The 25,917-nt window shown below is 29.7% G+C and carries 27 protein-coding genes; all 27 read right to left on the bottom strand.

Features of this window, described 5'->3' with window-relative positions; genetic code table 11:
* Positions 1–25 precede the first annotated feature (25 nt).
* The 27 genes from CLPU_RS07090 to CLPU_RS06960 all read right to left on the bottom strand — a co-directional run bounded on the left by CLPU_RS07090 (position 26) and on the right by CLPU_RS06960 (position 25,909).
* Positions 26–2,134: a polyribonucleotide nucleotidyltransferase gene (locus CLPU_RS07090; RefSeq protein ID WP_050354962.1), complete on the bottom strand. Its 2,109-nt coding sequence runs from the start codon at positions 2,132–2,134 to the stop codon at positions 26–28.
* A gap of 115 nt (positions 2,135–2,249) precedes the next feature.
* The gene (rpsO, locus tag CLPU_RS07085) at positions 2,250–2,519 is read right to left on the bottom strand and encodes a 30S ribosomal protein S15 (RefSeq protein ID WP_050354961.1); all 270 of its coding nucleotides are present in this window, start codon (positions 2,517–2,519) and stop codon (positions 2,250–2,252) included.
* 123 nt (positions 2,520–2,642) lie between these two features.
* Complete coding sequence (locus tag CLPU_RS07080) at positions 2,643–3,554, bottom strand: bifunctional riboflavin kinase/FAD synthetase (RefSeq protein WP_050354960.1); 912 nt, start codon at positions 3,552–3,554, stop codon at positions 2,643–2,645.
* A gap of 12 nt (positions 3,555–3,566) precedes the next feature.
* A complete protein-coding gene (gene truB, locus CLPU_RS07075) occupies positions 3,567–4,466 on the bottom strand; it encodes a tRNA pseudouridine(55) synthase TruB (protein ID WP_050354959.1) in 900 nt (299 codons plus the stop codon).
* 8 nt (positions 4,467–4,474) lie between these two features.
* On the bottom strand, positions 4,475–5,446 hold the full coding sequence (locus tag CLPU_RS07070) for a DHH family phosphoesterase (RefSeq protein ID WP_050354958.1): 972 nt from the start codon (positions 5,444–5,446) through the stop codon (positions 4,475–4,477).
* Between the two features lie 16 nt (positions 5,447–5,462).
* Positions 5,463–5,810 (bottom strand): 30S ribosome-binding factor RbfA, encoded by a 348-nt coding sequence (rbfA, locus tag CLPU_RS07065; RefSeq protein WP_050354957.1) that lies wholly within the window; start codon positions 5,808–5,810, stop codon positions 5,463–5,465.
* A 30-nt stretch (positions 5,811–5,840) separates the two neighbouring features.
* A complete protein-coding gene (gene infB, locus CLPU_RS07060; RefSeq protein WP_200898513.1) occupies positions 5,841–7,889 on the bottom strand; it encodes a translation initiation factor IF-2 in 2,049 nt (682 codons plus the stop codon).
* 34 nt (positions 7,890–7,923) lie between these two features.
* Positions 7,924–8,235, bottom strand: a complete 312-nt coding sequence (locus tag CLPU_RS07055; protein WP_082154121.1) for a L7Ae/L30e/S12e/Gadd45 family ribosomal protein — start codon at positions 8,233–8,235, stop codon at positions 7,924–7,926.
* Positions 8,225–8,494: an RNase P modulator RnpM gene (gene rnpM / locus CLPU_RS07050; RefSeq protein ID WP_050354956.1), complete on the bottom strand. Its 270-nt coding sequence runs from the start codon at positions 8,492–8,494 to the stop codon at positions 8,225–8,227. The genes CLPU_RS07055 and rnpM overlap by 11 nt, the downstream gene beginning before the upstream one ends.
* A gap of 29 nt (positions 8,495–8,523) precedes the next feature.
* The gene (gene nusA / locus CLPU_RS07045; protein WP_050354955.1) at positions 8,524–9,624 is read right to left on the bottom strand and encodes a transcription termination factor NusA; all 1,101 of its coding nucleotides are present in this window, start codon (positions 9,622–9,624) and stop codon (positions 8,524–8,526) included.
* A gap of 14 nt (positions 9,625–9,638) precedes the next feature.
* Positions 9,639–10,103 carry a ribosome maturation factor RimP gene (rimP, locus tag CLPU_RS07040; protein ID WP_050354954.1) on the bottom strand — a complete coding sequence of 155 codons (465 nt, stop codon included), beginning with the start codon at positions 10,101–10,103 and terminating at the stop codon, positions 9,639–9,641.
* Positions 10,104–10,263: 160 nt separating this feature from the next.
* The gene (locus tag CLPU_RS07035) at positions 10,264–14,589 is read right to left on the bottom strand and encodes a PolC-type DNA polymerase III (RefSeq protein ID WP_050354953.1); all 4,326 of its coding nucleotides are present in this window, start codon (positions 14,587–14,589) and stop codon (positions 10,264–10,266) included.
* 16 nt (positions 14,590–14,605) lie between these two features.
* Complete coding sequence (locus CLPU_RS07030) at positions 14,606–15,277, bottom strand: MgtC/SapB family protein (RefSeq protein WP_050354952.1); 672 nt, start codon at positions 15,275–15,277, stop codon at positions 14,606–14,608.
* Positions 15,278–15,285: 8 nt separating this feature from the next.
* On the bottom strand, positions 15,286–15,921 hold the full coding sequence (locus CLPU_RS07025; RefSeq protein WP_050354951.1) for a glycosyltransferase family 2 protein: 636 nt from the start codon (positions 15,919–15,921) through the stop codon (positions 15,286–15,288).
* Positions 15,922–15,946: 25 nt separating this feature from the next.
* The gene (gene ispG, locus CLPU_RS07020) at positions 15,947–16,993 is read right to left on the bottom strand and encodes a flavodoxin-dependent (E)-4-hydroxy-3-methylbut-2-enyl-diphosphate synthase (RefSeq protein WP_050354950.1); all 1,047 of its coding nucleotides are present in this window, start codon (positions 16,991–16,993) and stop codon (positions 15,947–15,949) included.
* 16 nt (positions 16,994–17,009) lie between these two features.
* Positions 17,010–18,017 carry an RIP metalloprotease RseP gene (rseP, locus tag CLPU_RS07015; protein WP_050354949.1) on the bottom strand — a complete coding sequence of 336 codons (1,008 nt, stop codon included), beginning with the start codon at positions 18,015–18,017 and terminating at the stop codon, positions 17,010–17,012.
* An 18-nt stretch (positions 18,018–18,035) separates the two neighbouring features.
* Positions 18,036–19,193, bottom strand: coding sequence for a 1-deoxy-D-xylulose-5-phosphate reductoisomerase (locus tag CLPU_RS07010; RefSeq protein WP_235436136.1), 1,158 nt, complete (start codon positions 19,191–19,193; stop codon positions 18,036–18,038).
* A gap of 16 nt (positions 19,194–19,209) precedes the next feature.
* Positions 19,210–20,235, bottom strand: coding sequence for an AI-2E family transporter (locus CLPU_RS07005; protein ID WP_050354947.1), 1,026 nt, complete (start codon positions 20,233–20,235; stop codon positions 19,210–19,212).
* An 11-nt stretch (positions 20,236–20,246) separates the two neighbouring features.
* Positions 20,247–21,017 (bottom strand): phosphatidate cytidylyltransferase, encoded by a 771-nt coding sequence (locus CLPU_RS07000; RefSeq protein ID WP_050354946.1) that lies wholly within the window; start codon positions 21,015–21,017, stop codon positions 20,247–20,249.
* A 10-nt stretch (positions 21,018–21,027) separates the two neighbouring features.
* Entirely contained in the window at positions 21,028–21,789 is a 762-nt protein-coding gene (locus tag CLPU_RS06995) for an isoprenyl transferase (protein WP_050354945.1), read from the bottom strand.
* Between the two features lie 67 nt (positions 21,790–21,856).
* On the bottom strand, positions 21,857–22,057 hold the full coding sequence (locus CLPU_RS06990) for a hypothetical protein (protein ID WP_050354944.1): 201 nt from the start codon (positions 22,055–22,057) through the stop codon (positions 21,857–21,859).
* Positions 22,058–22,064: 7 nt separating this feature from the next.
* On the bottom strand, positions 22,065–22,622 hold the full coding sequence (gene frr, locus CLPU_RS06985; protein ID WP_050354943.1) for a ribosome recycling factor: 558 nt from the start codon (positions 22,620–22,622) through the stop codon (positions 22,065–22,067).
* A gap of 3 nt (positions 22,623–22,625) precedes the next feature.
* Positions 22,626–23,342 (bottom strand): UMP kinase, encoded by a 717-nt coding sequence (gene pyrH / locus CLPU_RS06980; RefSeq protein ID WP_050354942.1) that lies wholly within the window; start codon positions 23,340–23,342, stop codon positions 22,626–22,628.
* Positions 23,343–23,457: 115 nt separating this feature from the next.
* Positions 23,458–24,105: a translation elongation factor Ts gene (gene tsf, locus CLPU_RS06975; RefSeq protein WP_050354941.1), complete on the bottom strand. Its 648-nt coding sequence runs from the start codon at positions 24,103–24,105 to the stop codon at positions 23,458–23,460.
* 91 nt (positions 24,106–24,196) lie between these two features.
* Positions 24,197–24,895, bottom strand: coding sequence for a 30S ribosomal protein S2 (gene rpsB / locus CLPU_RS06970; protein ID WP_050354940.1), 699 nt, complete (start codon positions 24,893–24,895; stop codon positions 24,197–24,199).
* 218 nt (positions 24,896–25,113) lie between these two features.
* On the bottom strand, positions 25,114–25,545 hold the full coding sequence (locus tag CLPU_RS06965) for a hypothetical protein (protein ID WP_050354939.1): 432 nt from the start codon (positions 25,543–25,545) through the stop codon (positions 25,114–25,116).
* A 13-nt stretch (positions 25,546–25,558) separates the two neighbouring features.
* Positions 25,559–25,909 carry a hypothetical protein gene (locus CLPU_RS06960; protein WP_050354938.1) on the bottom strand — a complete coding sequence of 117 codons (351 nt, stop codon included), beginning with the start codon at positions 25,907–25,909 and terminating at the stop codon, positions 25,559–25,561.
* Between the last annotated feature and the right edge of the window lie 8 nt (positions 25,910–25,917).

The following is a 25,917-nucleotide window of genomic DNA, read 5'->3' as shown; positions in this document are numbered from 1 at the left end:
GACACAAACCTTTTATGGCTCATGTCTATTTCTCTTCTTTGTTTTCGTTTTTATCTTCCTTAGGTAAAAGTTCTTTTCTAGATAAGTTTACTCTTCCTTGGTTATCTATTTCAGTAACCTTAACTAGTATTTCATCTCCTATAGATAACACATCTTCAACTTTATTTACTCTTTCTCTTGAAATATTAGATATATGAACTAATCCTTCTTTTCCATTTAATATTTCAACAAATGCGCCAAATGATACTATTCTTGTAACTTTACCTAAATATATATCTCCTACTTCTACTTCTTTAATTATTCCTTGAATAATCTCTATAGCTTTTTCACCCATTTCAACAGTTTCTGAAGCAATAGTAATTTTTCCATCGTCTTCTGTATCTATTTTTACTCCAGTCTCATCTATTATCTTCTTAATTGTTTTTCCACCAGGTCCTATTATATCTCTAATTTTATCTGGGTTTACGTTTATAGTAAATAACCTAGGTGCATAAGGTGACAATTCTTTTCTTGGCGTTGAGATCACTTCATTCATTTTATTTAGTATAAAAAATCTTCCTTGTTTAGCTCTCTCTAAAGCTTCTTTCAATATTTCTCTATCTATACCTGCTATTTTTATATCCATTTGAATTGCAGTAATTCCTTTTTCAGTTCCAGCTACTTTAAAATCCATGTCTCCTAAGAAATCTTCCATTCCTTGTATATCTGTTAATATAGCAACCTTGTCGTTACCTTTCATAAGTCCCATAGCTATACCAGCAACTGGTGATGATATAGGAACTCCTGCATCTAGTAACGCTAATGTACTACCACAAACGCTAGCTTGAGAAGTAGATCCATTAGAACTTAAAACTTCTGAAACTAATCTTATTGTATAAGGAAACTCTTCAACACTAGGTATAACAGGTTCTAAAGCTCTTTCTGCTAAAGCACCATGACCTATTTCTCTTCTTCCAGGTCCTCTTAAGAATCTAGCTTCACCTACACTATAAGGTGGGAAGTTGTAATGATGCATATATCTTTTAGATTCCTCTTCTCCTAGTCCATCTATTATCTGTACATCACTTGCAGCTCCTAGCGTTGCAACTGTAAGAACTTGAGTCTGACCTCTTGTAAATAGTCCTGAACCATGTGTTCTTGGTAGAATTCCTACTTCACTAGTTATCTTTCTAATTTCATCTACCTTTCTGTTATCAGGTCTTATACCTTCCTCAAGAATAAGTCTTCTTACTTCTTCTTTAATTATGCTATAAAGTACTTCTCCAATATCTTTTTCGTTTTCTGGATACTTTTCTATGAAGTATTCAATTACTTCTTCTTTCACCTTATCCATATTATCTTGTCTTTCTTGTTTATCTACTGTTTGAATAGCTGATGTCATTTTCTCAGTAGCATACTCTCTTACTTCTTTTTCAAGTTCTTCTTCTACCTTAAAAGCCTTATATTCTTTCTTTTCTTTTCCTACTTCATTTCTTATATCATCAATAAATCTACATATCTTTTTTATTTCTTCATGGCCTGTCATAATTGCTTCTAACATAATTTCTTCTGAAATTTCATTAGATCCAGCTTCAACCATCATAATAGCATCTTCAGTTCCTGATACTACTAAATTTAGATCAGTTATTTCTCTTTCTTCGCCAGTAGGATTTATAACAAATTTACCATCTATTAATCCTACACAAACTGATCCTGTTGGTCCTCCAAAAGGTATATCTGATATTGTTAAAGCAATAGACGATCCTATCATAGATACTATGTCAGGAGTACAATCTTGATCTACTGATAAAACACACGCTATTACTTGAACATCGTTTCTATAATCTTTTGGGAATAACGGTCTTATAGGTCTATCTATAAGCCTTGAAGTTAAAATAGCCTTTTCACTTGGTTTACCTTCTCTTTTTATAAATCCACCAGGTATTTTTCCTACTGCATATAATCTTTCTTCATAGTCAACACTTAACGGGAAAAAATCTATTCCTTCTTTTGGCTCTTTAGAAGCTACTGCTGTAACAAGTACTACTGTATCTCCATATCTTACTAGACAAGCTCCATTTGCCTGTTCAGCAACTTTATTAATAGTTACAGAAAGCTTTCTACCAGCAAGCATACATTCAAAGGTTTTCTCCATACTTTACCTCCTTTTTTAATATCTTTCATATATTATTCTTTCCTTAAAAATATAAAAAAAACTATATTTTATAAGTTATTTTATAAATTAATAGAGCGGGATTCCCCCGCTCTTATTAACGTCTTAATCCTAATCTTTGTATTAGGCTACGATATCTTTCAATATCAGTTTTTTCTAAGTAGTTTTGAAGACCTCTTCTTTGTCCTACCATTTTTAAAAGTCCTCTTCTTGAATGATGATCTTTTTTATGAACTTTTAAGTGTTCATTTAACTTATTAATTCTGTGAGTTAAAATAGCAATTTGAACTTCTGGAGAACCAGTATCTCCTTCATGAGTTTTATATTCTTGTATTATACTTGCTTTTTCCTCTTTACTTAAATTCATTATTTATTCCTCCTTAATTTTTGTGTACACCTTAAGCCAAGTATATAGTCGAAGGTACAATAAACTTAGCATAAGGAACCTAACAAGGGTTATTGTACCATATACATAATATTTTGTAAATAGTTATTTATTTACTCTAACCGTATCAATATCACTTATAACCTGACTTATAAGTGCTTGTACATTATCAAATTTCTTTTCATCTCTTATAAATTCTATAAATTTAATCTGTATTTGCTCTCCATATATATCCATATCAAAATCTAATATATGTGTTTCTATACTGAAAATTATATCCTCAAACGTTGGATTACGTCCTACATTTGTTATACTCAAATATTCTTTTCCCTTATACACTGTATAAGTTTTATATACTCCAAACTTTGGAGGTAAATAGTCTATTTCACAATCAATATTTGCCGTTGCAAAACCTAATCCTTTACCTCTTCCTTTTCCTCCTATAACTGTGCCTCTCATTGTATATGGTCTTCCTAATAACAAGTTTGCCTCTCTTATATCTCCATTTTTTATTAAATCCCTAATATGAGTGCTACTAATCACTTGTTTATTGTTAGTTATAGGTTCAATAACCAAACATTCAAATCCATACTTTGAAGCAGCTTGCATTAAGTAATTACTATCACCTTCTGCTTTGTATCCAAATCTAAAGTCAAATCCAACAACTACAAGTTTAGCATTTAATTTTTTAACAATTATATCTCTTATAAAGTCCTCAGGAGTCATACGTCTAAATTCATCGTCAAAGTTAACCATATACAAAACGTCTACTCCTAAATCATCTATAATTTCAGCTTTTTGTTTATCACTTATAAGGGTATTACATTTATTTTTTGTCTTCATTTGAGTGCAATTATTATTGAAGGTAAAAACAGCAGGAACTAAATTTCTTTCCACACTTTTCGATTTCATGGTTGAAATTAAATGTTTATGACCTATATGGATACCATCAAAATTTCCTAAGGCTACACCAGTTCTATATTCTACATTTTCATCTTTATTTAGTATAATTTTCATCAATAATCACCTTTATAGCAGTACTTTTTCCATTTTTAAGAGAATACAATTATCACTTTCTCTTATTGTACCAATTCCTATGAAAGTTTCTCCAGCATATACTCTTAATATTTCATTTAGCTTATACCCTTCTATAATATCATTATTTAGTGTTATTTTCCCTCCATTTTTAACAACACTAAGAAGATTTTCCTTTAATATTATCTTCTGATATTGTAATAAAGCACTATCCAAAGGTTTCATAATAGATTCAATTTCATTTTTACTCGCTATTTCAGATATTTCTTCTAATGTAAATGCTTCTTCTATACTAAAGTTTCCAACACCTGTTCGCATTAAAAAAGACATATGGCCAAGAGTACCTAGTTCTCTTCCTATGTCCTCACACAGAGTTCTAACATAGGTTCCTTTTGAACATTTTACATCAAATAATATCCGTCTATTTTCATAATTTTTTAGAATTTTCAAATCGTATATAGTTACTTCCCTTGAGTCTCTTTCTATAGTTTTTCCTTCTCTTGCAAGTTCATAAAGTTTTTTTCCCTTATATTTTAAAGCAGAATACATGGGTGGTATTTGATTTATTTTACCAGTAAACTTGTTAAATACATTTTTGATTTCATCTTCATCTACAAAAATGTCTTCGTTTTTTTCTATTATAGTACCATATTTATCTTGTGTATCAGTAGAGTATCCCAGTGTAAGTTCTCCTCTATAACTTTTATTAAAATCATTGAAGTATTGAGATACTCTAGTAGCTTTTCCAACACAAATAGGAAGCACACCAGCTGCATTAGGGTCTAAAGTACCAGTGTGCCCAACTTTTTTAATATTTAACTTTTTTCTAATAAAACTAACAACATCATGTGATGTCATGTTAGAAGGTTTTAAAACATTAATTATACCATTCATATTATCACCTAAATAGCCTCTAGTATCTTTTTTAAAATTTTTTCTTTAGCTTCTTCTATATTAGAAAATATGGTACACCCTGAAGCTTTAGAGTGTCCTCCACCTTCAAACTCCGTAGCTATCTTAGATACATCAACATATTCTTTGGATCTTAAACTTATTTTTATTTTTTCATAGTCAACTTCTTTTAATACACATGCAACTTCTACTGTACTTATATCTCTAATGAAATCAACTATTGAATCTGCATCTTTTTTAGATGAATTACATCTATCAAACATGTCGCTAGTTAAAGATACTATTGCAACTTTGTCATTATTTAGTAGTTCCAAATTATTTAGTGATTCCATTAAGAGTTTTGTTCTTCCTACACTTCTTTTTTGATATAGTTCTGTATTAATTTTACCTATATCAATACCTTTCTCTAATAAGTTTGAAGCTATTAAATGTGTTCTAGAACTAGTATTTCCATATTTAAAGCTACCTGTGTCTGTTGATATTCCTACATATAGACAAGTAGCAATATCAACAGTTAAGCCTATATTCATTTCCTCTAGTAACTCATAAACAACTTCACAAGTCGAGCTGGCATTGTGATTCACTATATTAATATCACCAAAATTAGTATTAGTCACATGATGATCTATATTTATAATATATTTTATGTTATTAAGAAAGTCTTCTTCAAATCCTAATCTACCTATATCAGCGCAATCCAAAGTTATTAATAAGTCTATTTTATCATTGCTATTTATTTTACCTATATGTTTGATTGGCAAAAACTCAAAATTTGATGGTATATCATCATTTACAGCTATGTTTATGTCTTTATTTAAAATTCTATTTAGAGATAATCCTAATCCTAAAATAGAGCCTATACTGTCTCCATCAGGATCTATGTGGGACATAATATATATTTTATCGCTAGTTTTTATTTTCTCTAATATATCATTTTTTACACTATTAAACATATTATTCATAGCACAAAATTCCTCTTTACTTTTTATTTATATCATCTAAAATCTTTGATATTTTTATTCCATATTCTATAGAATTATCCAATTCAAATACTGGCTCTGGAGTATATCTGAGGCTTAAGTTTTTTCCTATTTCTTTTCTGATAAATCCACTTGCTGACTCAAGTCCTTTGATAGTATTTTCTCCACTTTTTTCATCTCCAAGTACGCTAATAAATATTTTAGCAAATCTTAAATCCTTAGTTACTTGAACTTGAGTTATACTAGTCATTGAAGAAATTCTAGGATCTTTTAGTTCATTCATTATTATATTACTCACTATTTTTTTGATCTCTTCTCCAATTCTTCCGAGTCTTTTTTCACTCATAAACTCCACCTCTATTAACTTAATATTCGTTTATTTCTTTACTTCTTCTAGAATATAAGCTTCTATTACATCGCCTTCTTTTAAATCGTTGTACCCATCTATTCCTAAACCACCTTCGTAGTTTGTTTGGATCTCTTTTACATCATCTTTGAATCTTTTTAATGATGATATTGAGCCTTCATGAATAACAACATTATCTCTTAAAAGCCTTATACTAGAGTTTCTTGTAACTTTACCTTGTATAACATATACTCCTGCAATAGTTCCAGCATTAGGTACTTTAAATGTAGCTCTAACTTCAGCTCTACCTAATACAACTTCTTGATATTCAGGATCTAACATACCTTCTATAGCTGCTTTAATATCTTCTATAGCATTATATATTACTCTATAATTTCTAACATCAACTTGTTCTCTTTTAGCCACTTCTATAGCACTAGTCGTAGGTCTAACATTAAATCCTATTACTATGGCATTTGAAGCAGACGCTAGCATAATATCACTTTCTGTAATAGCTCCTACTCCAATATGAATAGGATTTACTTTTACTTCTTCCGTACTTAATTTTACTAAAGATTGTTTAATAGCTTCAGTAGTACCTTTAACATCTGCTTTTATAATTAGATTTAAATCCTTCACTTCACCTTGTTGTATTCTTTCAAACAAGTCATCTAAAGAAACTTTTTGAGTGGCCTTTAAGTGTTCATCTCTATTTTTTATTCTTACTTTTTCAGCTATATCTCTAGCCTTCTTATCATCGTCAACCATGTATAATCTTTCACCTGCATTTGGAACTTCTGAAAGTCCTAATATTTCAACAGGTGTAGATGGTCCAACTTTTTTTACTCTTTTTCCTTTATCATCTAACATAGCTCTAATACGTCCATAAGAAGATCCTGAAACAACTGCATCTCCTATAGATAGAGTTCCTTTTTGAACTAAAACAGTAGCTACTGGTCCTCTACTCTTATCTAGTTTTGCCTCTATAATAGTACCTACTGCATTTCTATTTGGGTTAGCTTTTAGCTCTTGCATTTCAGAAACTAAAGCAATCATTTCTAATAGTTCATCTATACCTTGTTTCTTAAGTGCAGATACATGTACAAATATAGTATCTCCACCCCATTCTTCTGGCATTAATCCATGTTCTGTTAATTCTTGTTTTACCCTGTCAGGATTTACTTCTGGCTTATCCATTTTGTTAACAGCAACTATTATAGGAACATCAGCTGCTTTAGCATGGTTTAACGCTTCTACAGTTTGAGGCATTACACCGTCATCTCCAGCTACCACTAATATTGCTATATCAGTAATCTGAGCTCCCCTAGCTCTCATAGAAGTAAAAGCCTCATGTCCAGGTGTATCTAAAAATACTATCTCTTTATTTTTTACATTTACAGTCGATGCTCCTATGTGCTGAGTTATACCTCCAGCTTCTTTCTTTGTAACACTAGTTTCACGTATTGCATCAAGTAAAGATGTTTTACCATGATCAACATGCCCCATAACAGTTACTACAGGTGGTCTTAATACTAAATCTTCTGGACTATCTTCATAATCAAGTTCCGCTATCAGTTTTTCTTCAATCTCTTCTGAACTAGATAATGGCATTACTAATTCATAATCAAATTCTGCAGCTATTATACTAGCTGTATCAAAATCTATATCTTGATTTAAACCAGCCATAATTCCTAAAGAAATAAGCTTAGTTATAACTTCATTTGGGGAAATATTCATTTTTTCCGCTAATTCTTTAACCTGTATAGTTTCTTCTACCTCTATCTTATTAGTATTAGATTCTTCTTTTTCTATTGTATTTTCTTCAACTTGTGTACTTTTATTTGTAGTATTTTTATTATCTTTAATAAGCTTTTCCTCCAGTTCTTTCGAATCATTTTCTATGTTTTCTTTATTATTAACCTCATCTTTTAATAATTCTCTTAAAAGTTCCGCTTCTTCATCTTCTATGGCACTCATGTGGCTTGCTACCTTTAGGTCTAGCTCACTTATTTTTTCCATTAAGTCTTTGCTTGTTAGCCCTAATTCTTTTGCTAATTCATATACTCTTAGTTTTGTCAAACTATACACCCCCATATTATTTACAGGTGATACATCATCTAGCATCTATATCAATTATATTCAAAACAGCTTTTGTAAAAGAATCATCTGTTATAGAAATAGTTGCTGCAATATCTTTTCCTATAGAACCTCCTAGTTCATGCTTCTTACCAATTATAACATACTTTATTTTTTTTCTGTTACATAAACTAATAAACTTATCCTTAGTATTATCCGAAGCATCAGATGCTAAAAGAAGTAGCTTACATTTGTCTTTCTTCATATTCTGTATGCAACCTGTTTCACCAGATGTTATAAATCCTGCTTTCTTACCAATTCCTAACATCGAATAAAGTTTATTCATCATTTTTTATCTCCTGTAGCAGTTGTTCATATACATCTAAAGGTATTTCAGTCTCTAGTGCTTTTTCAAGTTTTTTACTTTTTCTAGCTTTTTCAAAGCATTTTGCATCATTACAAATATATGCTCCTCTACCGTTTGCTTTTCCCTTTAAATCTACTGTTATCTCATTTTCTTTGTTTTTAACAACTCTTATAAGCTCCCTTTTAGGCTTGCTTTCATTACAGCCCACACACTTCCTAAGGGGTATTTTTCTTACTTTCATTAATACCACCTTCCTTCAACATTAATTATCTATAAAAAGTTATTATCACTTTTTTCTATTTCATAACTATCGTCAGTTAAACTTATTCCAGTTTCCTGTTTATATTGGCTTTCGCTTTTTATATCTATTTTCCAACCTGTAAGTTTCGCAGCTAGTCTAGCGTTCTGACCTTCTTTTCCTATAGCTAATGATAATTGATAATCAGGTACTACCACTAAAGCTGATTTTTCTTTTTCATCTATTTCAACTTTTAACACCTTCGCTGGACTTAAACTATTCGATATAAACTCTGTATCATCTTTACTCCAAGTTATTATATCTATTTTTTCTCCATTTAGTTCATCCACTATAGCTTTAACTCTTGCCCCTTTAAATCCAACACAAGCACCAACAGGATCAACATTTTCGTCATTAGAATATACTGCTATTTTAGTTCTTGAACCTGCTTCCCTAGAAATACTATATATATCTACAACACCCTCTTGTATCTCAGGTACTTCTAACTCAAATAGTCTCTTAACAAGTCCTGGATGAGTACGTGAAAGTGATATCTGAGGTCCTTTAGTTGTCTTTTTAACTTCTAGTATATATGTTTTTATTCTTGAGGCTTGATTATATGCTTCTCCTTGTATTTGCTCACTTGGAGCTAATATTCCTTCTGTTTTTCCCAAGTTAATTAATATATTATTTTTACTAAATCTTTGAATAATACCTGTTATAATTTCGTTTTCTCTATTTATAAATTCATCAAAAATTATTTCTCTCTCAGCTTCTTTAATTTTTTGAGTTACTACTTGTTTTGCAGTTTGAGCTGCAATTCTTCCAAAGTTTCTAGGTGTAACTTCAATTTTCACTACATCATCAATATCATATTTATTATCTAAAGATCTAGCATCCTCTAAACTTATTTCTAATAGCTCATCCTCTACTACATCTACAACTGACTTTTTAGCATATACTTTTACTTCTCCTGATTCTCTATTTATATCAACTTCAACATTCTGAGACGAACCAAAGTTTTTCTTGTATCCTGATATTAGAGCCAACTCTAGCGCATCGAATATAGTATCTTTCGATATACCTTTCTCTTTTTCGATTTCTTCTAAAGCCTCTATAAATTCAGCCTTCATCCCCTTTACCTCCTTTAGAATATAATGGCTAAGTTTATTTTAGATATACTTTCTCTTTCTATAGCAATTTCACCAATAGTATCATCTTCAATATAAACTTTTTCATTATCAAATTTTAATAGTTTTCCAGCAAATTTCTTCTTTCCATTCAAAGGTTTGTATAAGCTTATTTCCACATCTTTTCCTATACTACTTTGAAAATCTTTTTCTTTTTTTAAAGGTCTATCTAATCCTGGGGAAGATACTTCTAAAAAATAGTTCTCTTCTATAGGATCTTTTTCATCTAATAGTTCACTTACCTGCTCACTTACTTTTTGACAGTCATCTATATTAATTCCACCTGGCTTATCTATGTATATTCTTAAATACATATTAGGTCCTTCTTTAATATATTCAACGTCTACTAGTTCAAAATTTAGTTCTTCTAATATAGGATCTAACATTTCTGTTACCATGTTCTCTATATCACTTCTTTTCATACATTCACCTCCAGAGTATTATATAGATTATTTTCCCATAAAAAGTATTATTTATTCTATAAGTTATTCTCTATAAAATAAATCAAGAGTGGGTATTCCCACTCCTTAAACTCGTCAAAACTTTTAGTTACATTAAGCTTATCATATTTTTTTCCAAAAATCAAATGTTAAATAGAGTTAGCTGATTACTTTCAGGCATATTACCCAAACAACCGTGTACCCTTAATGCTTCTATTACTGTTTTTGTAACCTTAGCTCTTGTAACCAAATCCTCTACAGATAAAAATACCCCTTGTTCTCTTTCCTTAACAATATTTCTAGCAGCATTCTCTCCTACGCCTTCAAGAGACTTTAATGGTGGAATTATTCCTTCGTCTCCTATAAGAAATTTATCACTATCAGATTTATATAAATCTACTTTCTCAAATTTAAATCCTCTAGCATACATTTCTAAAGCAACCTCTAAAACTGTTAGGAGATTTTTTTCCTTAGTTGTTTTATCATTGCCTAAAGCTTCTAGTTCTTTAATCTTGTTTTCTACAGCACTTCTACCCTTTACTATAAGTTCTGCATCAAAATCCATTGCCTTAGATGTAAAATACGTTGCATAAAAAGCTTCTGGATAGTGAACTTTAAAATAAGCAATTCTAAAAGACATCATAACATATGCAACTGCATGAGCTTTAGGGAACATATATTTTATCTTTTTACAAGATTCTATGTACCATTCTGGTATATTATTTTCTCTCATATAATTCTCTTCATCTTCTGAAAGTCCCTTACCTTTTCTTACTTTTTCCATTATCTTAAAGGATTTCTTTTTATCTAATCCATTATAAATAAGGTATAGCATAATATCATCTCTGGTACATATAACACCACTTAATTTAGCTACTCCATCTCTGACTAATTCTTGAGCATTATTTATCCATACATCAGTTCCGTGTGAAAGACCACTAATTCTAACTAATTCGGCAAAAGTAGTAGGTTTCGTATCTATAAGCATTTGTCGAACAAACTTAGTTCCAAATTCCGGTATACCTAAAGTCCCTACTTCTGAATTTATATCTTCTTTAGTTATTCCTAAAGACTCAGTACTAACAAATATATTCATTGTTTCTTTATCATCTAACGATATGGACTGTGCATTAAGTCCTGTTAAGTCTTCTAACATTTTTATTATACTGGGAACATCGTGTCCTAGTATATCTAACTTCAGAATTCTACCACTTATAGAATGATAATCAAAGTGAGTAGTTATAACTCCTGATTTTACATCATCAGCAGGGTATTGTATAGGAGTGAAGTCATATATATCCTTATAGCTTGGGACTACCATTATTCCTCCTGGATGTTGGCCAGATGTTCTTTTTATTCCAGTACATCCTTTTACCAATCTATTTATCTCTGGAGGATTTACTAGTTTGTTTCTTTCATCAAAATACTTTTTAACAAAACCGTAAGCTGTCTTTTCCGCTATAGTTCCTATTGTACCTGCTCTAAATACATATCCTTTTCCAAAAAGCTCCTCAGTATATTGATGTGCAACAGCCTGATATTCTCCAGCAAAGTTAAGGTCAATATCTGGCTCTTTATCTCCTTCAAATCCTAAAAATACTTCAAAAGGTATGTCATGACCATCTTTCTTGTACATAGTTCCACATTTAGGACAATTTTTCTCCTTTAAATCTGCTCCTGATCCTATAGATCCATCTGTAATAAATTCACTATTTTTGCATTCAGGACATACATAATGTGGTGGCAAAGGATTAACTTCAGTAATATCACTCATAGTAGCAACAAACGATGATCCAACTGATCCCCGTGATCCTACAAGATATCCATCACTTAAGGATTTTGTAACTAATTTTTGAGCAATTATATACATAACTGCATATCCATTACTTATAATTGAATTAAGTTCTCTGTCTAATCTAGCTTTAACAAGCTCAGGTAATGGATCTCCATATATACTTATAGCTTTCTCATAATTTATTCTTCTTAATTCATCATCTGCACCTTCAATAACAGGTGCAAACGTTCCATCAGGTATAGGTATTATTTCTTCTATCATATCAGAAATTAGATTCGTATTATATATAACTACCTCTTTTGCCTTTTCTTCTCCTAAATAACTAAATTCTAATAACATCTCGTCAGTAGTTTTTAAGTAAAGAGGTGCTTGATTATCTGCATCCGAAAAACCTTGACCAGACATAAGTATTCTTCTATATACTTCATCTTCTGGATCTAAAAAGTGAACATCTCCTGTAGCCACGACAGGTTTATTATGCTTTTCTCCTAAATCAACTATTTTTTTATTTATAGACTTTAATTCGTCATAGTCTTTAACCATTTTATTCTGTACTAAAAAGGCGTTATTCTCTATTGGCTGTATTTCAAGAAAATCATAAAAACTTACTATATCACTAATTTCATTATAATCTTTATTTTTTAAAATGGATCTATATAGTTCTCCTGCTTCACAAGCAGATCCTATTATTAGATCTTCCCTATATTTTGTAAGGAGGGATTTCGGTATTCTTGGTCTTCTATAAAAGTAATTCAAGTGAGATTCAGATATTATCTTATAGAGATTTTTTAATCCATTTTGGTTTTTTGCAAATATTATAATATGAAAAGTTTCTTCCGATTTTATATTAGTATTATTAGAAGAAAATACGTTAATGTCTTCAAGCTTATATATCCCTTCCTCTTTTAATTTGTCTATGCATTTTAAGAGAATTTCAGCTGTAGCCTCAGAATCATCTACCGCTCTATGATGATTCTCTAAACTTATACCTAAGTGCTTTGCTACTAAATTAAGTTTATGGCTTCTCAGTTCTGGAAACAAAACCCTAGTTAAAGACAATGTATCTAAAATAGGATTATCTAAAGTCTCTTCTATTTTATATAAATTTTCTTTTATAAAGCTCACATCAAAAGATGCATTATGAGCAACTAATACACTGCCGTTTATAAACTCTAAAAAATCTGGTAAAACTTCTATTATAGACGGTTTATCCTTTACCATATTATCATTTATTCCAGTTAGTTCAACTATCTTATCTGGTATATTAACACTTGGCTTTATTAATTGACTATATCTATCTACAATATTACCATCCTTAACTTTTACTGCTCCTATTTCTATTATCTCATCATTTCTGCTTGAAAAACCTGTAGTTTCTATATCAAAAACTACATATTCACAATCAATATCTTCATTACTAACATTTGTAATAATCTGTTTGGAGTCATTTACTAAATATCCCTCAACTCCATAAAGAACTTTTATGCCTAAATTTCTGGCTGCATCCATTCCTTCTGGGAAACTTTGTACTATCCCATGATCTGTAATAGCAATAGCTTTATGACCCCAATCTGAAGCCCGTTTCGCTATTGCACTAAAACTTGTCATTCCATCCATAGAACTCATCTTAGTATGACAATGAAGCTCGACTCTTTTTTCAGGATGGATATCTTTTCTAGTTTCTTTTTTTAGAGTCTGAATATTTTTTAACATTACTACAACTTGTCTAGAAAAATTATCGTATACTACATCTCCTGACAGCCTCACAAATATATTCTCTTTTAAAGTCTCTTGTAACGTTTCTTCGTTTTTCTTATTTGTAAATACCTTAACAGTTATAGAGTTTGTATAGTCCGTTAAACTAAATGTATATAGCTTTCTATCTCCTTTTATTTCTTTGGATTCTACGTCAAATATCTCTCCTTCTATAATTACAAATCCAGAATGCATATTTATTTCAGATATTTTTGTAATATCTCCTTGAATTTTCTTTATAATACTTGAAGAATTAGATTTAGATCTAAAACTATTTTTTGATGGTTCAAAAGATTTACCTGATTCAGGCTTTGAACTATTATTAGACTTAGAATTATTGTTATTTACTATAAGCTCAGTTAATATTTTTGATTCTTCTAATTCTTTTTGTTTTAGATAATCTTCTTCATTTTTGTTATTTTCCTCATACTCAAATTTTATATATACATCATTTCCAAATTCATTTTTTATTTTATCTTCTAATATTTTATTCATTGATTTTGCTTCTAAAGTATATATAGCTATTTCACTATCTAATATAAAATTTATAACATTATTTACAATTTTATAATTTATATTATGTATCCAAGCACAGCTTGAAGGTATCATCTTATTTATTTGATATATTATATTTTGTAAATATTTATCTATAATTCCGTCTTCATTGATACTTAATTCTTTGTATTTTACATTTAGACTTATATTACTGAACTTTGAAAATTTTTCTTCAAATAATTTTCTCAGCTTTTCTAAATTCCTATCATTTATGATATTCTCAGCACTTAATATTAATTTTAACTCTTTATTTTTGTTATTTACAATTACTTTATCTATTTTGGCCTGAAGTATTTCAGAACTAGTTATATCTATTTTTAAACTTTTTATTATATCTTCCACTTTTTTCTTAGGCAAAGTCATTTTTACAACTTTCCTCCTATTTCTCAGTTACTTCAATTACTCCTTCTTTTTTGGCTATTCCATCTATAATCTCACTTTTCATATAAAAATTAGGAATTTGAATTATTATATTAATTATTATAATATCTTCATCTCCTTCATTTTCTTCATCAAACTCTAGTTTTGTTATTTTTAGACCTTTACTTCCTATTTCTTGACATACTATTGCTATTTGTCCAGGTCTATTATTAGCTATTATTTTTAGTTGCATATATTTCTTATTTTCTCTCATACGCTTTTCAACGCCACCAAAAGTCATTAGAGTAAATAGTACTAGTATAGTTGTTATTATTCCTCCTGCATAAAATCCTGATCCTACAGATAGTCCTATACAAGCAACTGCCCATAAACTTGCAGCAGTTGTTAACCCTTGTACACTACTACCTTGCCTTATTATAGTACCTGCGCCTAAAAATCCTATTCCACTAATTACTTGAGCTCCCAATCTATCAGGTTGTAATGTTGTAAATTTTTCAAAAGAATGAAACATATATATAGAAGTAAGCATAACTAACGTAGACCCTACACATACTAATATGTGGGTTCTAAATCCAGCAGGTCTTTTCAAACTTTCTCGCTCTATGCCTATTATCCCTGAAAGAAATATAGAAAGAACTAGTCTAAATATAATCTGATTTATTGAAATCATTAGATCACCTATTTTAAAATTTTAAAAGTTTTTACTACATCCCAATACATTTTTATCCTTTCAGTAAAACCTTTAAATACTCCAAATTTTTCTTCTTTCATCATGTGTGTAAGATTTTCTAAGCAAATATCCTTCGTTCTGATATTATTTTCTTTAACATATTTAGTCAGTGCGGCTTCTACTCCATATCTTGTAATGTCTATATGAGATATATTTTCTATTACATATCTCTTAACAGCTCTTTGCCCAGATAGATAGGGAGTAACTTTTTGAGCCAAGTCTGTAGCAAACCTACCATTATTAAATAATCCTATTGTCATATCAACTTCATTATTTATAACTGGTGTAATTAAATTTACTATATGCTCTACCTTCAATCCTATTAAGTCTGCATCTAAAAATAAAAGTGTTTCTGAATTACAGTTTTCTAGACCTCTTTTAAGAGCTCCACCTTTTCCTACGTTGTCTTTAAGTTCTATAACATCTATATGATATAGCTTTGCTATTTCAGCTGTTTTGTCCTCTGATCCATCGCTAACAACTATTATATTATCAATTAAATCTACTTCTTTTACTACACTTATAACATTTCCTATCGTTTTTTCCTCATTATAAGCCGGTATAATAGCGGTAATGGAGTGCATGTTAAACTCCTCCTTAACATCAAGTCTATAATTTGTCTATTTCTCTTACTAATTCGTCTAATAGATCCTCTTCTTTAACTTTCTTTATTATTTTTCCTTTTTTAAAGATAAGACCACAGCCTTTACCACCTGCTATGCCTATATCTGCCTCTCTAGCTTCTCCTGGACCATTAACAGCACAGCCCATTATTGCAACTTTAATTGGTTTATAAATATCCTTAAGTCTTTCTTCTACTCTATTTGCCAAATTTATTAAATCAATTTGAGTTCTTCCACAGGTAGGACAAGATATAATCTCTATCTTGTCTTTTAATATTCCCAAAGTCCTCAATATTTGTTTTCCTACTTTTACTTCTTCAACAGGATCGCCTGTTAAAGAAACTCTGATAGTATCTCCTATTCCTCTAAGTAAAAGAGATCCTATTCCTATTGAAGATTTTATTGTTCCACTCCATGGAGTTCCAGCCTCTGTTATACCTACATGTAATGGGTAATTCACCATATTTGATATTTTTTCATATGCTTTTACTGTAAGTCTCACATCTGTCGCTTTCAAAGATATTTTTATATTAGTATAATCTAACTCTTCAAGTATTCTTACATGTTCCATAGCACTATATACCATAGAATCCTCATTTACTCCACCAAACTTTTCAAGAACCTCTTTACTTATAGATCCAGAATTAACACCTATTCTTATAGGTACTTGTCTTTCTTTACAAGCTTTTACTACTTCCTCTACCTTTTTCTTATCTCCTATATTTCCTGGGTTAATTCTCAATCCATCTACACCACTTTTTATGGCTTCTAAAGCTAATCTATAGTCGAAATGTATATCAGAAATTATAGGTATATTTATCCCTTTTTTTATATCTTTTATTGCAATTGCGGCATCATTATCTAAAACAGCGACTCTTATTAAGTCACATCCTTCTTTTTCTAATCTCTTAATTTGATTAATAGTAGATTTAATATCTCTTGTATCAGTATTTGTCATTGACTGTACAGATATAGGAGAATCTCCTCCTATTCCTACTTTTCCATAAAAAAGTTTCTTAGTCTCTCTTCTCATAGTTTATCCCACCTGCCTAAAGTATATCAAACCTAATTAAGTCTTTATAAGCAACAAACACTCCTAATGCTAAAAGAAGTACAAGTCCTATAAAGTGAACAAATCCTTCTTTTTCTGGATTTATAGGTTTTCCTCTTAACAGTTCTATAAATAGAAACACTAATCGTCCACCGTCTAAAGCAGGAATAGGTAATAAGTTGAAAAAACCTAAATTGATACTAATAAATCCTGCTAAATATAATACAGATAACCATCCTGACTTTGCAACTTCTCCAACTGCATAAACTATTCCAACAGGACCTGATATATCATTAGATCCAATATTTCCCTGGAAAAGTTTTGCTATAAATTGTATCATCATTCCGAGAACAAATATTACATTCTCTACTCCACTTTTTAAAGCTCCTATAAATGATTTTTCTGTTGTAGGGGTAATTCCTATTATAAGTCTTTTATCTTTTTCGTCTACTATAGGTTTAATCTTAAAATTAAGCTTCTTATTATCTCTTAGTACTGTAACATTAGCTTCCTTTCCTTTTGATTCTCCTATAATAGTTTTTATGTCTTCCCATTTTTCAACTTTTTTATCATTTATATTTATTATTTTATCATCTTTTTTTATACCCGCTTGTTGAGCAGGTAAATTATTCTCTACACTTTTTATTGTAGTAGTAGGAACTCCCATGCTGTAAGCGTATATTGTAAATACAATTATTGCAAGTATAAAATTCATAATAGCTCCAGCAGATATTATAGCTATTCTCGCTCCTATTGATTTCTTTCCAAAGCTTTTTTCATCTTCTGAATCTTCATCTTCACCTTCCATTTTTACATATCCTCCTATAGGAAGGATTCTTAATGTGTAAACCGTCTCCCCTTTTTTTATTCCAAATATCTTAGGTCCCATACCAATAGCAAATTCATGTACTCTAACCCCTGTCAATTTTGCTACTACAAAATGTCCAAGTTCATGCACTACAATAATCAAACAAAACACAAATATAGCTGCTAATGCAGTTTGCATAAAATACACCACCTATTCTTATCTAGTTAAATATGATTTAGCATTATTCCTCGCCCAATTATCACTTTGTATAATTTCTTCTAATGAAGGTTTTTTTATCGTTTTGTGTAAGCCCATTAACTTTTCTATTATACATGGTATATCCAAAAATCTAATTTTATCATTTAGAAACATATCTACAGCTATCTCATTAACTGCGTTTAAAACGGCAGGCATAGTTCCTCCAATTTTTATTGCCTCTATAGCTAATTGTAAACAAGGAAAATCTTTTGTACTTGGAGGCTCAAAACTTAGCGTTCCTACTTCTGTTAGCTTTAGTTTATTAACATCATTACTTAATCTGTCAGGATAAGTTAAAGCATATTGAATAGGTACTTTCATATCAGGAGCTCCCATTTGAGCTATTATACTTCCATCTCTAAACTCTACCATAGAATGAACTATACTTTGTGGATGCACAACGACATCTATCATATCTACATCTATATTAAACAACCATTTAGCTTCTATTACTTCAAGTCCTTTATTCATTAAAGTAGCAGAATCTATAGTTATTTTTTTTCCCATTGACCAATTAGGATGCTTCAAAGCGTCCTCTTTTGTTACTTTTTCTAAAAATTGTTTATTTTTTCCTCTAAAAGGTCCTCCTGAAGCTGTCAATATAATCTTTTCTATTTCTTCATATTTTCCGCTTTGTAGACATTGAAAAATAGCTGAATGTTCACTGTCTACTGGTATTATATTTACGCCTTCTTTTCTTGCCTCTTCAATTACAATTTCTCCTGCTGTAACAAGAGTTTCTTTATTTGCAAGAGCTATAGTTTTACCACATTTAATAGCTTCTAAAGTAGGTAAAAGACCAACCATACCTACAACAGAAGTTATAACAACATCTGCGGTTTGTTCTGTAGCTACAGATATAAGTCCATTCATTCCTATCTCTACTTTTATATTATGTCCTTTTAGTCTATCTTTTAAAATTTTTCCTTTATATTCATTTGCTACTGCTACTATTTTAGGTTTGAATTCTAATGCTTGCTTCTCTAGTAATTCTATATTTGTATTTGTTGATAGTGCTACTACTTTAAATCCTTTATTATTTCTTACTACATCTAAAGACTGAGTTCCTATAGAACCCGTCGATCCTAGTATGCTTATATTTTTCAAAGTATTCACTCCTAATGTTCTCATTCTAAACGACTATATATCCTATAGTTTCTTTTATAAATATTATAATAATAGGTCCTATAATAATACCTGTAGCCCCGAATATTTCTATTCCTATGTAGATAGATATCAGCATAATAATCGGATGTATTTTAAATTGCATATTTAGTAACTTTATTTGTAAAATCTGTCTAATCAAAATTAATATTATAAACAAAATCCCTAAACCTATTGCTTTGTATATTGCGCCACTTATAATTAAATAAGCTATCCAAGGTATGTATATTATAGCAGGCCCTATAAAAGGTATAAAGTCTAATAATCCAGTAAGTATTCCCATTATAATACTGTATTTCATATTTAGTATTTTAAAACCTACTATAGTAATAATAACCGATAATAATATTATTATCAATTCTCCCAATATTAATTTATTTAAAGTTGTTATAAGATTATTTTTTATTTTATTGATTATAGTTATATATTTATCATTATAGTTTAAATATTTGTTAACATATCTATCTTTATCCTTAAGTAGAAAATAAGTTGTAGAATATACTATTATCCAAAATATAATTATTTTAGGAAAAGAGTATAAAAGATCTAATAAATATTTTCTAACAAAATTTAATATATTTAAGATTTCTGTTGATAATTTTAAGACATTATCCTTTAACAAACTCACCATATCTATATTAATAGAACTTTGAATGTTAAAATAGTATACTTTGTTTTCTAAATAGTCTGTTGCTTTTTCAATTATATACGGTAAATTATCTATAAGCTTCATACTTTCTGTAAATATATTATACATTAATATGTAACAAAGAGTAACAAGTAAAATAGTTACTCCTGTTAATATAAATATAGTAGCATATCCTGTTTCCATCTTGAATTTTTCACTTATAATACTTACTATAGGCTCAAGCATTATAGAAAAAATATATGCTAATAAAAAAGGAAAAATTAAATTAAACATGTGTACATATACAAAGTAACTTATCAAAGTAATCAATATACTATAACCTATGTATACAAATAATCTTTTCAAAATTCACACTCCTATAATAAATAAGTTATATAATAATATACTATAGGAGTAGTGAAAAGTATGCTATCAAATCTATCTAAAATGCCTCCATGTCCTGGCATTATATTACCATAGTCCTTTATTCCTGCAATCCTTTTTATTCTAGATGCTGTTAAATCTCCTATTTGAGACATTATAGAAGCTATTACACTTAGTATTAACAACAAATGGATATTTTCTAATTTAAAATAAATTGAAAAGATTAGAGTTACTAATAAACTTCCTATTATCCCTCCAATAGAGCCCTCTACAGTTTTCTTGGGGCTTAATGTAGGATAAAGCTTCCTTTTACCAAATAAAACTCCTGAAAAATATGCGAAGGTATCAGTTCCCCATGCTATTATGAAAACCAACCATATGTGAACTTTTCCATTTAATAGATACATATGAGAAAGGAAAAATGATACATACATTGCTCCAAATATTGTTATAGCTATATCATTAACATTAAACTTTGTTTTTAAAACTAATGAACTTAATATTATTATAAGATATAAAAATAATAGTCCTTTAAAGTACATATTCTTATTTATAACTGTTAGCAAGAATATCCCTATAGTGAATAAGTAGTTTACAAATTCTAAAGGCTTTAAGTCATTTATCTTTTTAACAGCATTATGAAATTCATAAAGACCTACTAAAGATATTATTAAGATAGATAAGTCTAATAGAATACCACCCTTTATAACTACTGCCAGTAATAATACAAATCCTATTGCTCCAGATATTATTCTAGTTTTCATACTTCATCACCTAAATTCCTCCAAATCTTCTTTTTCTATGTTGAAATTCTATTATACACTTATAAAATATTTCTTCTTTAAAATCCGGCCAAAAAACATCAGTAAATACAAATTCAGTATAAGCCATTTGATAGAGTAAAAAATTACTAATTCTTTCTTCTCCACTAGTTCTTATAAGTATGTCTGGATCTGCCTGATTAGCTGTATATAAATAATTTCCAAATAATTCCTCATCCAAATCTTCTATCTTTATTTTATTATTATTTATATCTGTAACAGTCCTTTTTATACCTTCTAAAATTTCTTGTCTTCCTCCATAATTTAAAGCTATATTGAATACCATTTTAGTATTATTTTTTGTTTTCTCAATAGATTTTTCAACCTCATCTCTTACCCTTAATGGCATTGATTTTAAATCTCCTAGAACTTTTATTTTTATGTTATTTGAATGCATTTCTTCTAGTTCCTTATTTAAAAATTCTATTAATAAAGTCATAAGTGAATTCACTTCATCTTTAGGCCTTTTCCAATTTTCTGTAGAGAATGCATAGACAGTTAGATATTTTATTCCCAAATTTCCTGCTGCCTTTACTATGTCTTTTACTCTTTCAACACCTTTTCTATGTCCCGCAGTTCTAGGCAAAAATCTTTTTTTAGCCCATCTACCATTTCCATCCATAATTATAGCAATATGCTCTGGAAGTCTATCCATATCTATTTTCTTTAGAAGACTGTCAACAGTTTCACCTTTTTCAAGCTCTATTTTACCCATATTTTACCTCCAAGTCACTTGCATCCGCTAAAAAATCAAAACCCCTTCTTAATAAAGAAGGGGAGTTCTAAAAGTAAGATACTATAATGTTTAACACATTATCTGACTGTATAACTTTTAATATTCTAGCTTCTGTCAATCTTATATCTTGTTCTTTATTATATGCAAAAGTTTCTCTAATGCTTATTTCACATTCATTATTTTTCAGGTCTTTTATTTCTTTAATTCCTTCTTCTAAAGTTAGACCAAGAATGTCTAGTTGTTTCAAGATAATATTAAACCTCCATAAGCTCTTTTTCTTTTTGAGTCATTAGTTTATCTACTTCTTCTATATACTTATCTGTTATTTTTTGAATTTTCTCTTCTGCCTGCTTACTCTCATCTTCAGTAATCTCATTTGCTTTAAGCATTTTCTTTACAGCATCATTAGCATCTCTTCTTTGGTTTCTAACAGCTATTTTAGCATTTTCTGAAACCTTTTTTACTACTTTTATTAATTCTTTTCTTCTTTCCTCAGTAAGTTGTGGTATTATTAATCTTATTATTTTTCCATCATTTGTAGGATTTAATCCTAAATCCGATTTTTGTATAGATTTTTCAATTTCACCTAAAATATTAGCATCCCAAGGTTGTATTACAATCATTCTAGGTTCAGGAGCTGATATATTAGCTACTTGATTTAAAGGCGTTTGTGTTCCATAATATTCTACTGTTACTCTATCTAACAAAGATGGATTAGCTCTTCCTGCTCTTATACTAGTTAATTCATCTTTACATGCTTTTAAGCTTTTTTCCATTCTCTCTTCAGTTTCTTTATGAATATCTAAATACATTTATTATGCCTCCTTTACTTGAGTACCTATTTTTTCGCCAGAAATAACTCTTACAATGTTATCTGAATCATCTATTCCAAAAACTACTAGTGGAATTTTGTTATCCATACAAAGAGACGTAGCCGTAGAATCCATTACTCCTAGCCCCATATTTAAAACATCTATATAATTCAAGTGATCTAACTTTTTAGCACTTGTATTTATACGAGGATCAGAGTCATAAACTCCATCTACTCCCTTTTTAGCAAGTAAGATTACTTCTGCTTCTATTTCTGCAGCTCTTAATGCTGCTGTAGTATCAGTTGAAAAGAAAGGATTACCTGAGCCTGCAGCAAATATAACTACTCTACCTTTTTCTAAGTGTCTTATAGCCTTTCTTTTTATATAAGGTTCCGCTATTTGTCTCATTTCTATAGCTGTTTGAACTCTAGTCATAACTCCTATTCTCTCAAGAGCATCTTGGAGTCCTAGTGCATTTATGGTTGTCCCTAACATTCCCATATAGTCAGATGTAGCTCTATCCATTCCTTCAGTACTTCTACCTCTCCAGAAGTTACCTCCCCCAACTACAATAGCTACTTCAACATTCATTTCCTGAACTCTTTTTATCTGTTTTGCTATACCCATGATAGTTTCTTCATCTATTCCAAATCCTTTTCCACCTGATAAAGCTTCTCCACTTAGTTTAAGTATTACTCTTTTATATTTAGGCTCATTCATGTAAACACTCCTAGCTTATATATTCTTCAATATAGTAATAAACCCTTCAAACTATTTTCTTATTTCCAATAATTTATTCAAATGGAGAACACTTAGTGTTCTCCATTTGAATAAATTAGCCGTTAATTTGCTTTGCTACTTCTTCTGCAAAGTTTTCTTCTCTTTTTTCTAATCCTTCACCAACTTCAAATCTTACAAATCTTCTTATTTGAATATTCTCACCTATTTTAGCTACTTTTTCTGCTAAAAGGTCTTTTATTACAACATCTGGATTTTTGATGAAAGTTTGTTCTAATAAACATACTTCTTTAAAGTATTTTTCTATTCTACCTTCTACCATTTTATCAACAATGTTTTCTGGTTTTCCTTCATTTAATGCTTGTTGTCTTAATATTTGTCTCTCTTTGTCTAGTTCTTCTTCACAAACTTCTTCTCTAGAAACATATTTTGGATTAGCCGCAGCTACTTGCATAGCCATGTCTTTAACGAATGCCTTAAAGTCTTCATTTTTAGCAACAAAATCTGTTTCAGTATTAACTTCAATTAATACTCCTATTCTGCCTCCATGTATGTAAGAGTCAACCACACCTTCTGAAGCAATTCTTCCTGATTTTTTAGCAGCTTTTGATAGACCTTTTTCTCTTAGTAAGTCTATTGCTTTTTCAACATCTCCATTAGTCTCTTCTAACGCTTTTTTACAATCAAGCATTCCTGCTCCCGATCTTTCTCTTAACTCTTTTACCATAGCAGCTGTTATCGCCATTTCATTCTCCTCCTACATTTCTGTTTTTTAATTAAATAAAAAGGTAAGAGCAGTAAGGGATAAATCCCTCATAACCCTTACCCATTTTGTTCTAGTTTTCTACTTGTTCGCCTTGCTTACCTTCTAAAATTGCATTAGATATAGTTTCAGTAAGTAGTTTTACGGCTCTTATTGCATCATCATTTCCTGGGATTACATAATCAACTTCATCTGGATCACAGTTAGTATCTACTATACCAACAACAGGTATACCTAATATTTTTGCTTCTTTAACAGCAATTTTTTCTTTTCTTGGATCCACAACAAATAAAGCATCTGGAGTTTTCTCCATATCCTTTATACCACCTAAGAATTTTTCAAGCTTTTCAGCTTCATTTTTTAATTTTATAACTTCTTTCTTAGGAAGTACATCAAAAGTTCCATCTTCTTCCATCTTTTGAAGTTCTTGAAGTCTCTCTATTCTTTTTCTGATAGTTTTGTAGTTAGTTAACATACCACCTAACCATCTTTGATTTACGAAATGCATTCCACATCTTTTAGCTTCACTCTCTATTGATTCTTGAGCTTGTTTTTTAGTTCCTACAAATAATATTTCTCCACCGTCTTCTGCAATCTCTTTTATAAATTGATAAGCAGCTTCAACTTTCCCAACTGTTTTTTGTAGGTCAATAATGTAAATTCCATTTCTTTCTGTGAAGATATATTGAGCCATTTTAGGATTCCATCTTCTAGTTTGATGTCCAAAATGAACACCTGCTTCTAATAAACTTTTCATTGTTATTACTGACATTTTTTACACCTCCATTGTTTTTACCTCCACCCTCATCAACTCTCTAAAGGACCTTTTGGCACATCTTTAGAAATCAAAGAGTGTGTGTAGTTTTACCTCTAGTAGTATAACATACCACTTATTTTTTATCAATGTTTTTTACCAAATTTAAAATTAATTTTATATATTTAATAAAATAATGCTACAAAGTACATATAATTTAGATGTAAATTGTAAAATTAGCTATTCTTTTTTGAACTTCTAATTTTTAAAATTATATCAACTTCCCTAATTCCCTTATTAAGTTTTTTTGCTATCTGTTGACTATTCATTCCTTTCCTTGATAGCTCCATTATCTCATTAAATATATCTTTTTCTAATTTTTTATTTTGATATACTATTTTATCCTTTGTTTTTTTATTATTCCCTTTTTCTTCACTATAAGACAAACCTTTTTTAATATTTTTTTGATTTTCTATATTTACATTTTCTATATCAAATATTTCTTCAAATGAATGATCTTGTTCATTTTCTACATTTTTATATTCTCTTTGATCTTTCATAGTTTCAACATCATTTAAATGCTTTTCATCAGAAGTACCATGTATAGAAAGTAATATTATTGATACTATTATTAGTATAACTCCTAGTAGCAATATTGCTATATTCATAGCCCACCTCTTGTCATATTTTTATATCAATTCTACTTCCTAAAATATCTTTTTTAACCTTTAGCTCATCTTTTGGTTTCTTATTGTCATTATCATCTGAGTTTTTATTTTTACTCTCCTTTTGATTATCTTTAGTTTCTTCATGACTTTTTTCATTATTTTTTTTATCATCTTTATTTATTTTTCCATGTGAAGCTTTTTTAGCATCTTTTACTCTTTTTAGTTCCTGTTCAAATCTTTTAGACTGATCAGTACTTTGATTTTGCATAATAACCTTTTCCCTGTCATTTTTAAGCTGTTCATTTTTCGATATTTCCTGAACTTTAGGCATTGTTATTTTCATGTCTATAGGCCTAACTGCCATATAATCAC

The organism is Gottschalkia purinilytica (genome assembly GCF_001190785.1).
GTDB classification, from domain to species: Bacteria; Bacillota; Clostridia; order Tissierellales; family Gottschalkiaceae; genus Gottschalkia_A; species Gottschalkia_A purinilytica.
The sequence above is the reverse complement of the archived record's forward strand: the minus strand, read 5'-3'. Positions and strand labels throughout refer to the sequence as shown.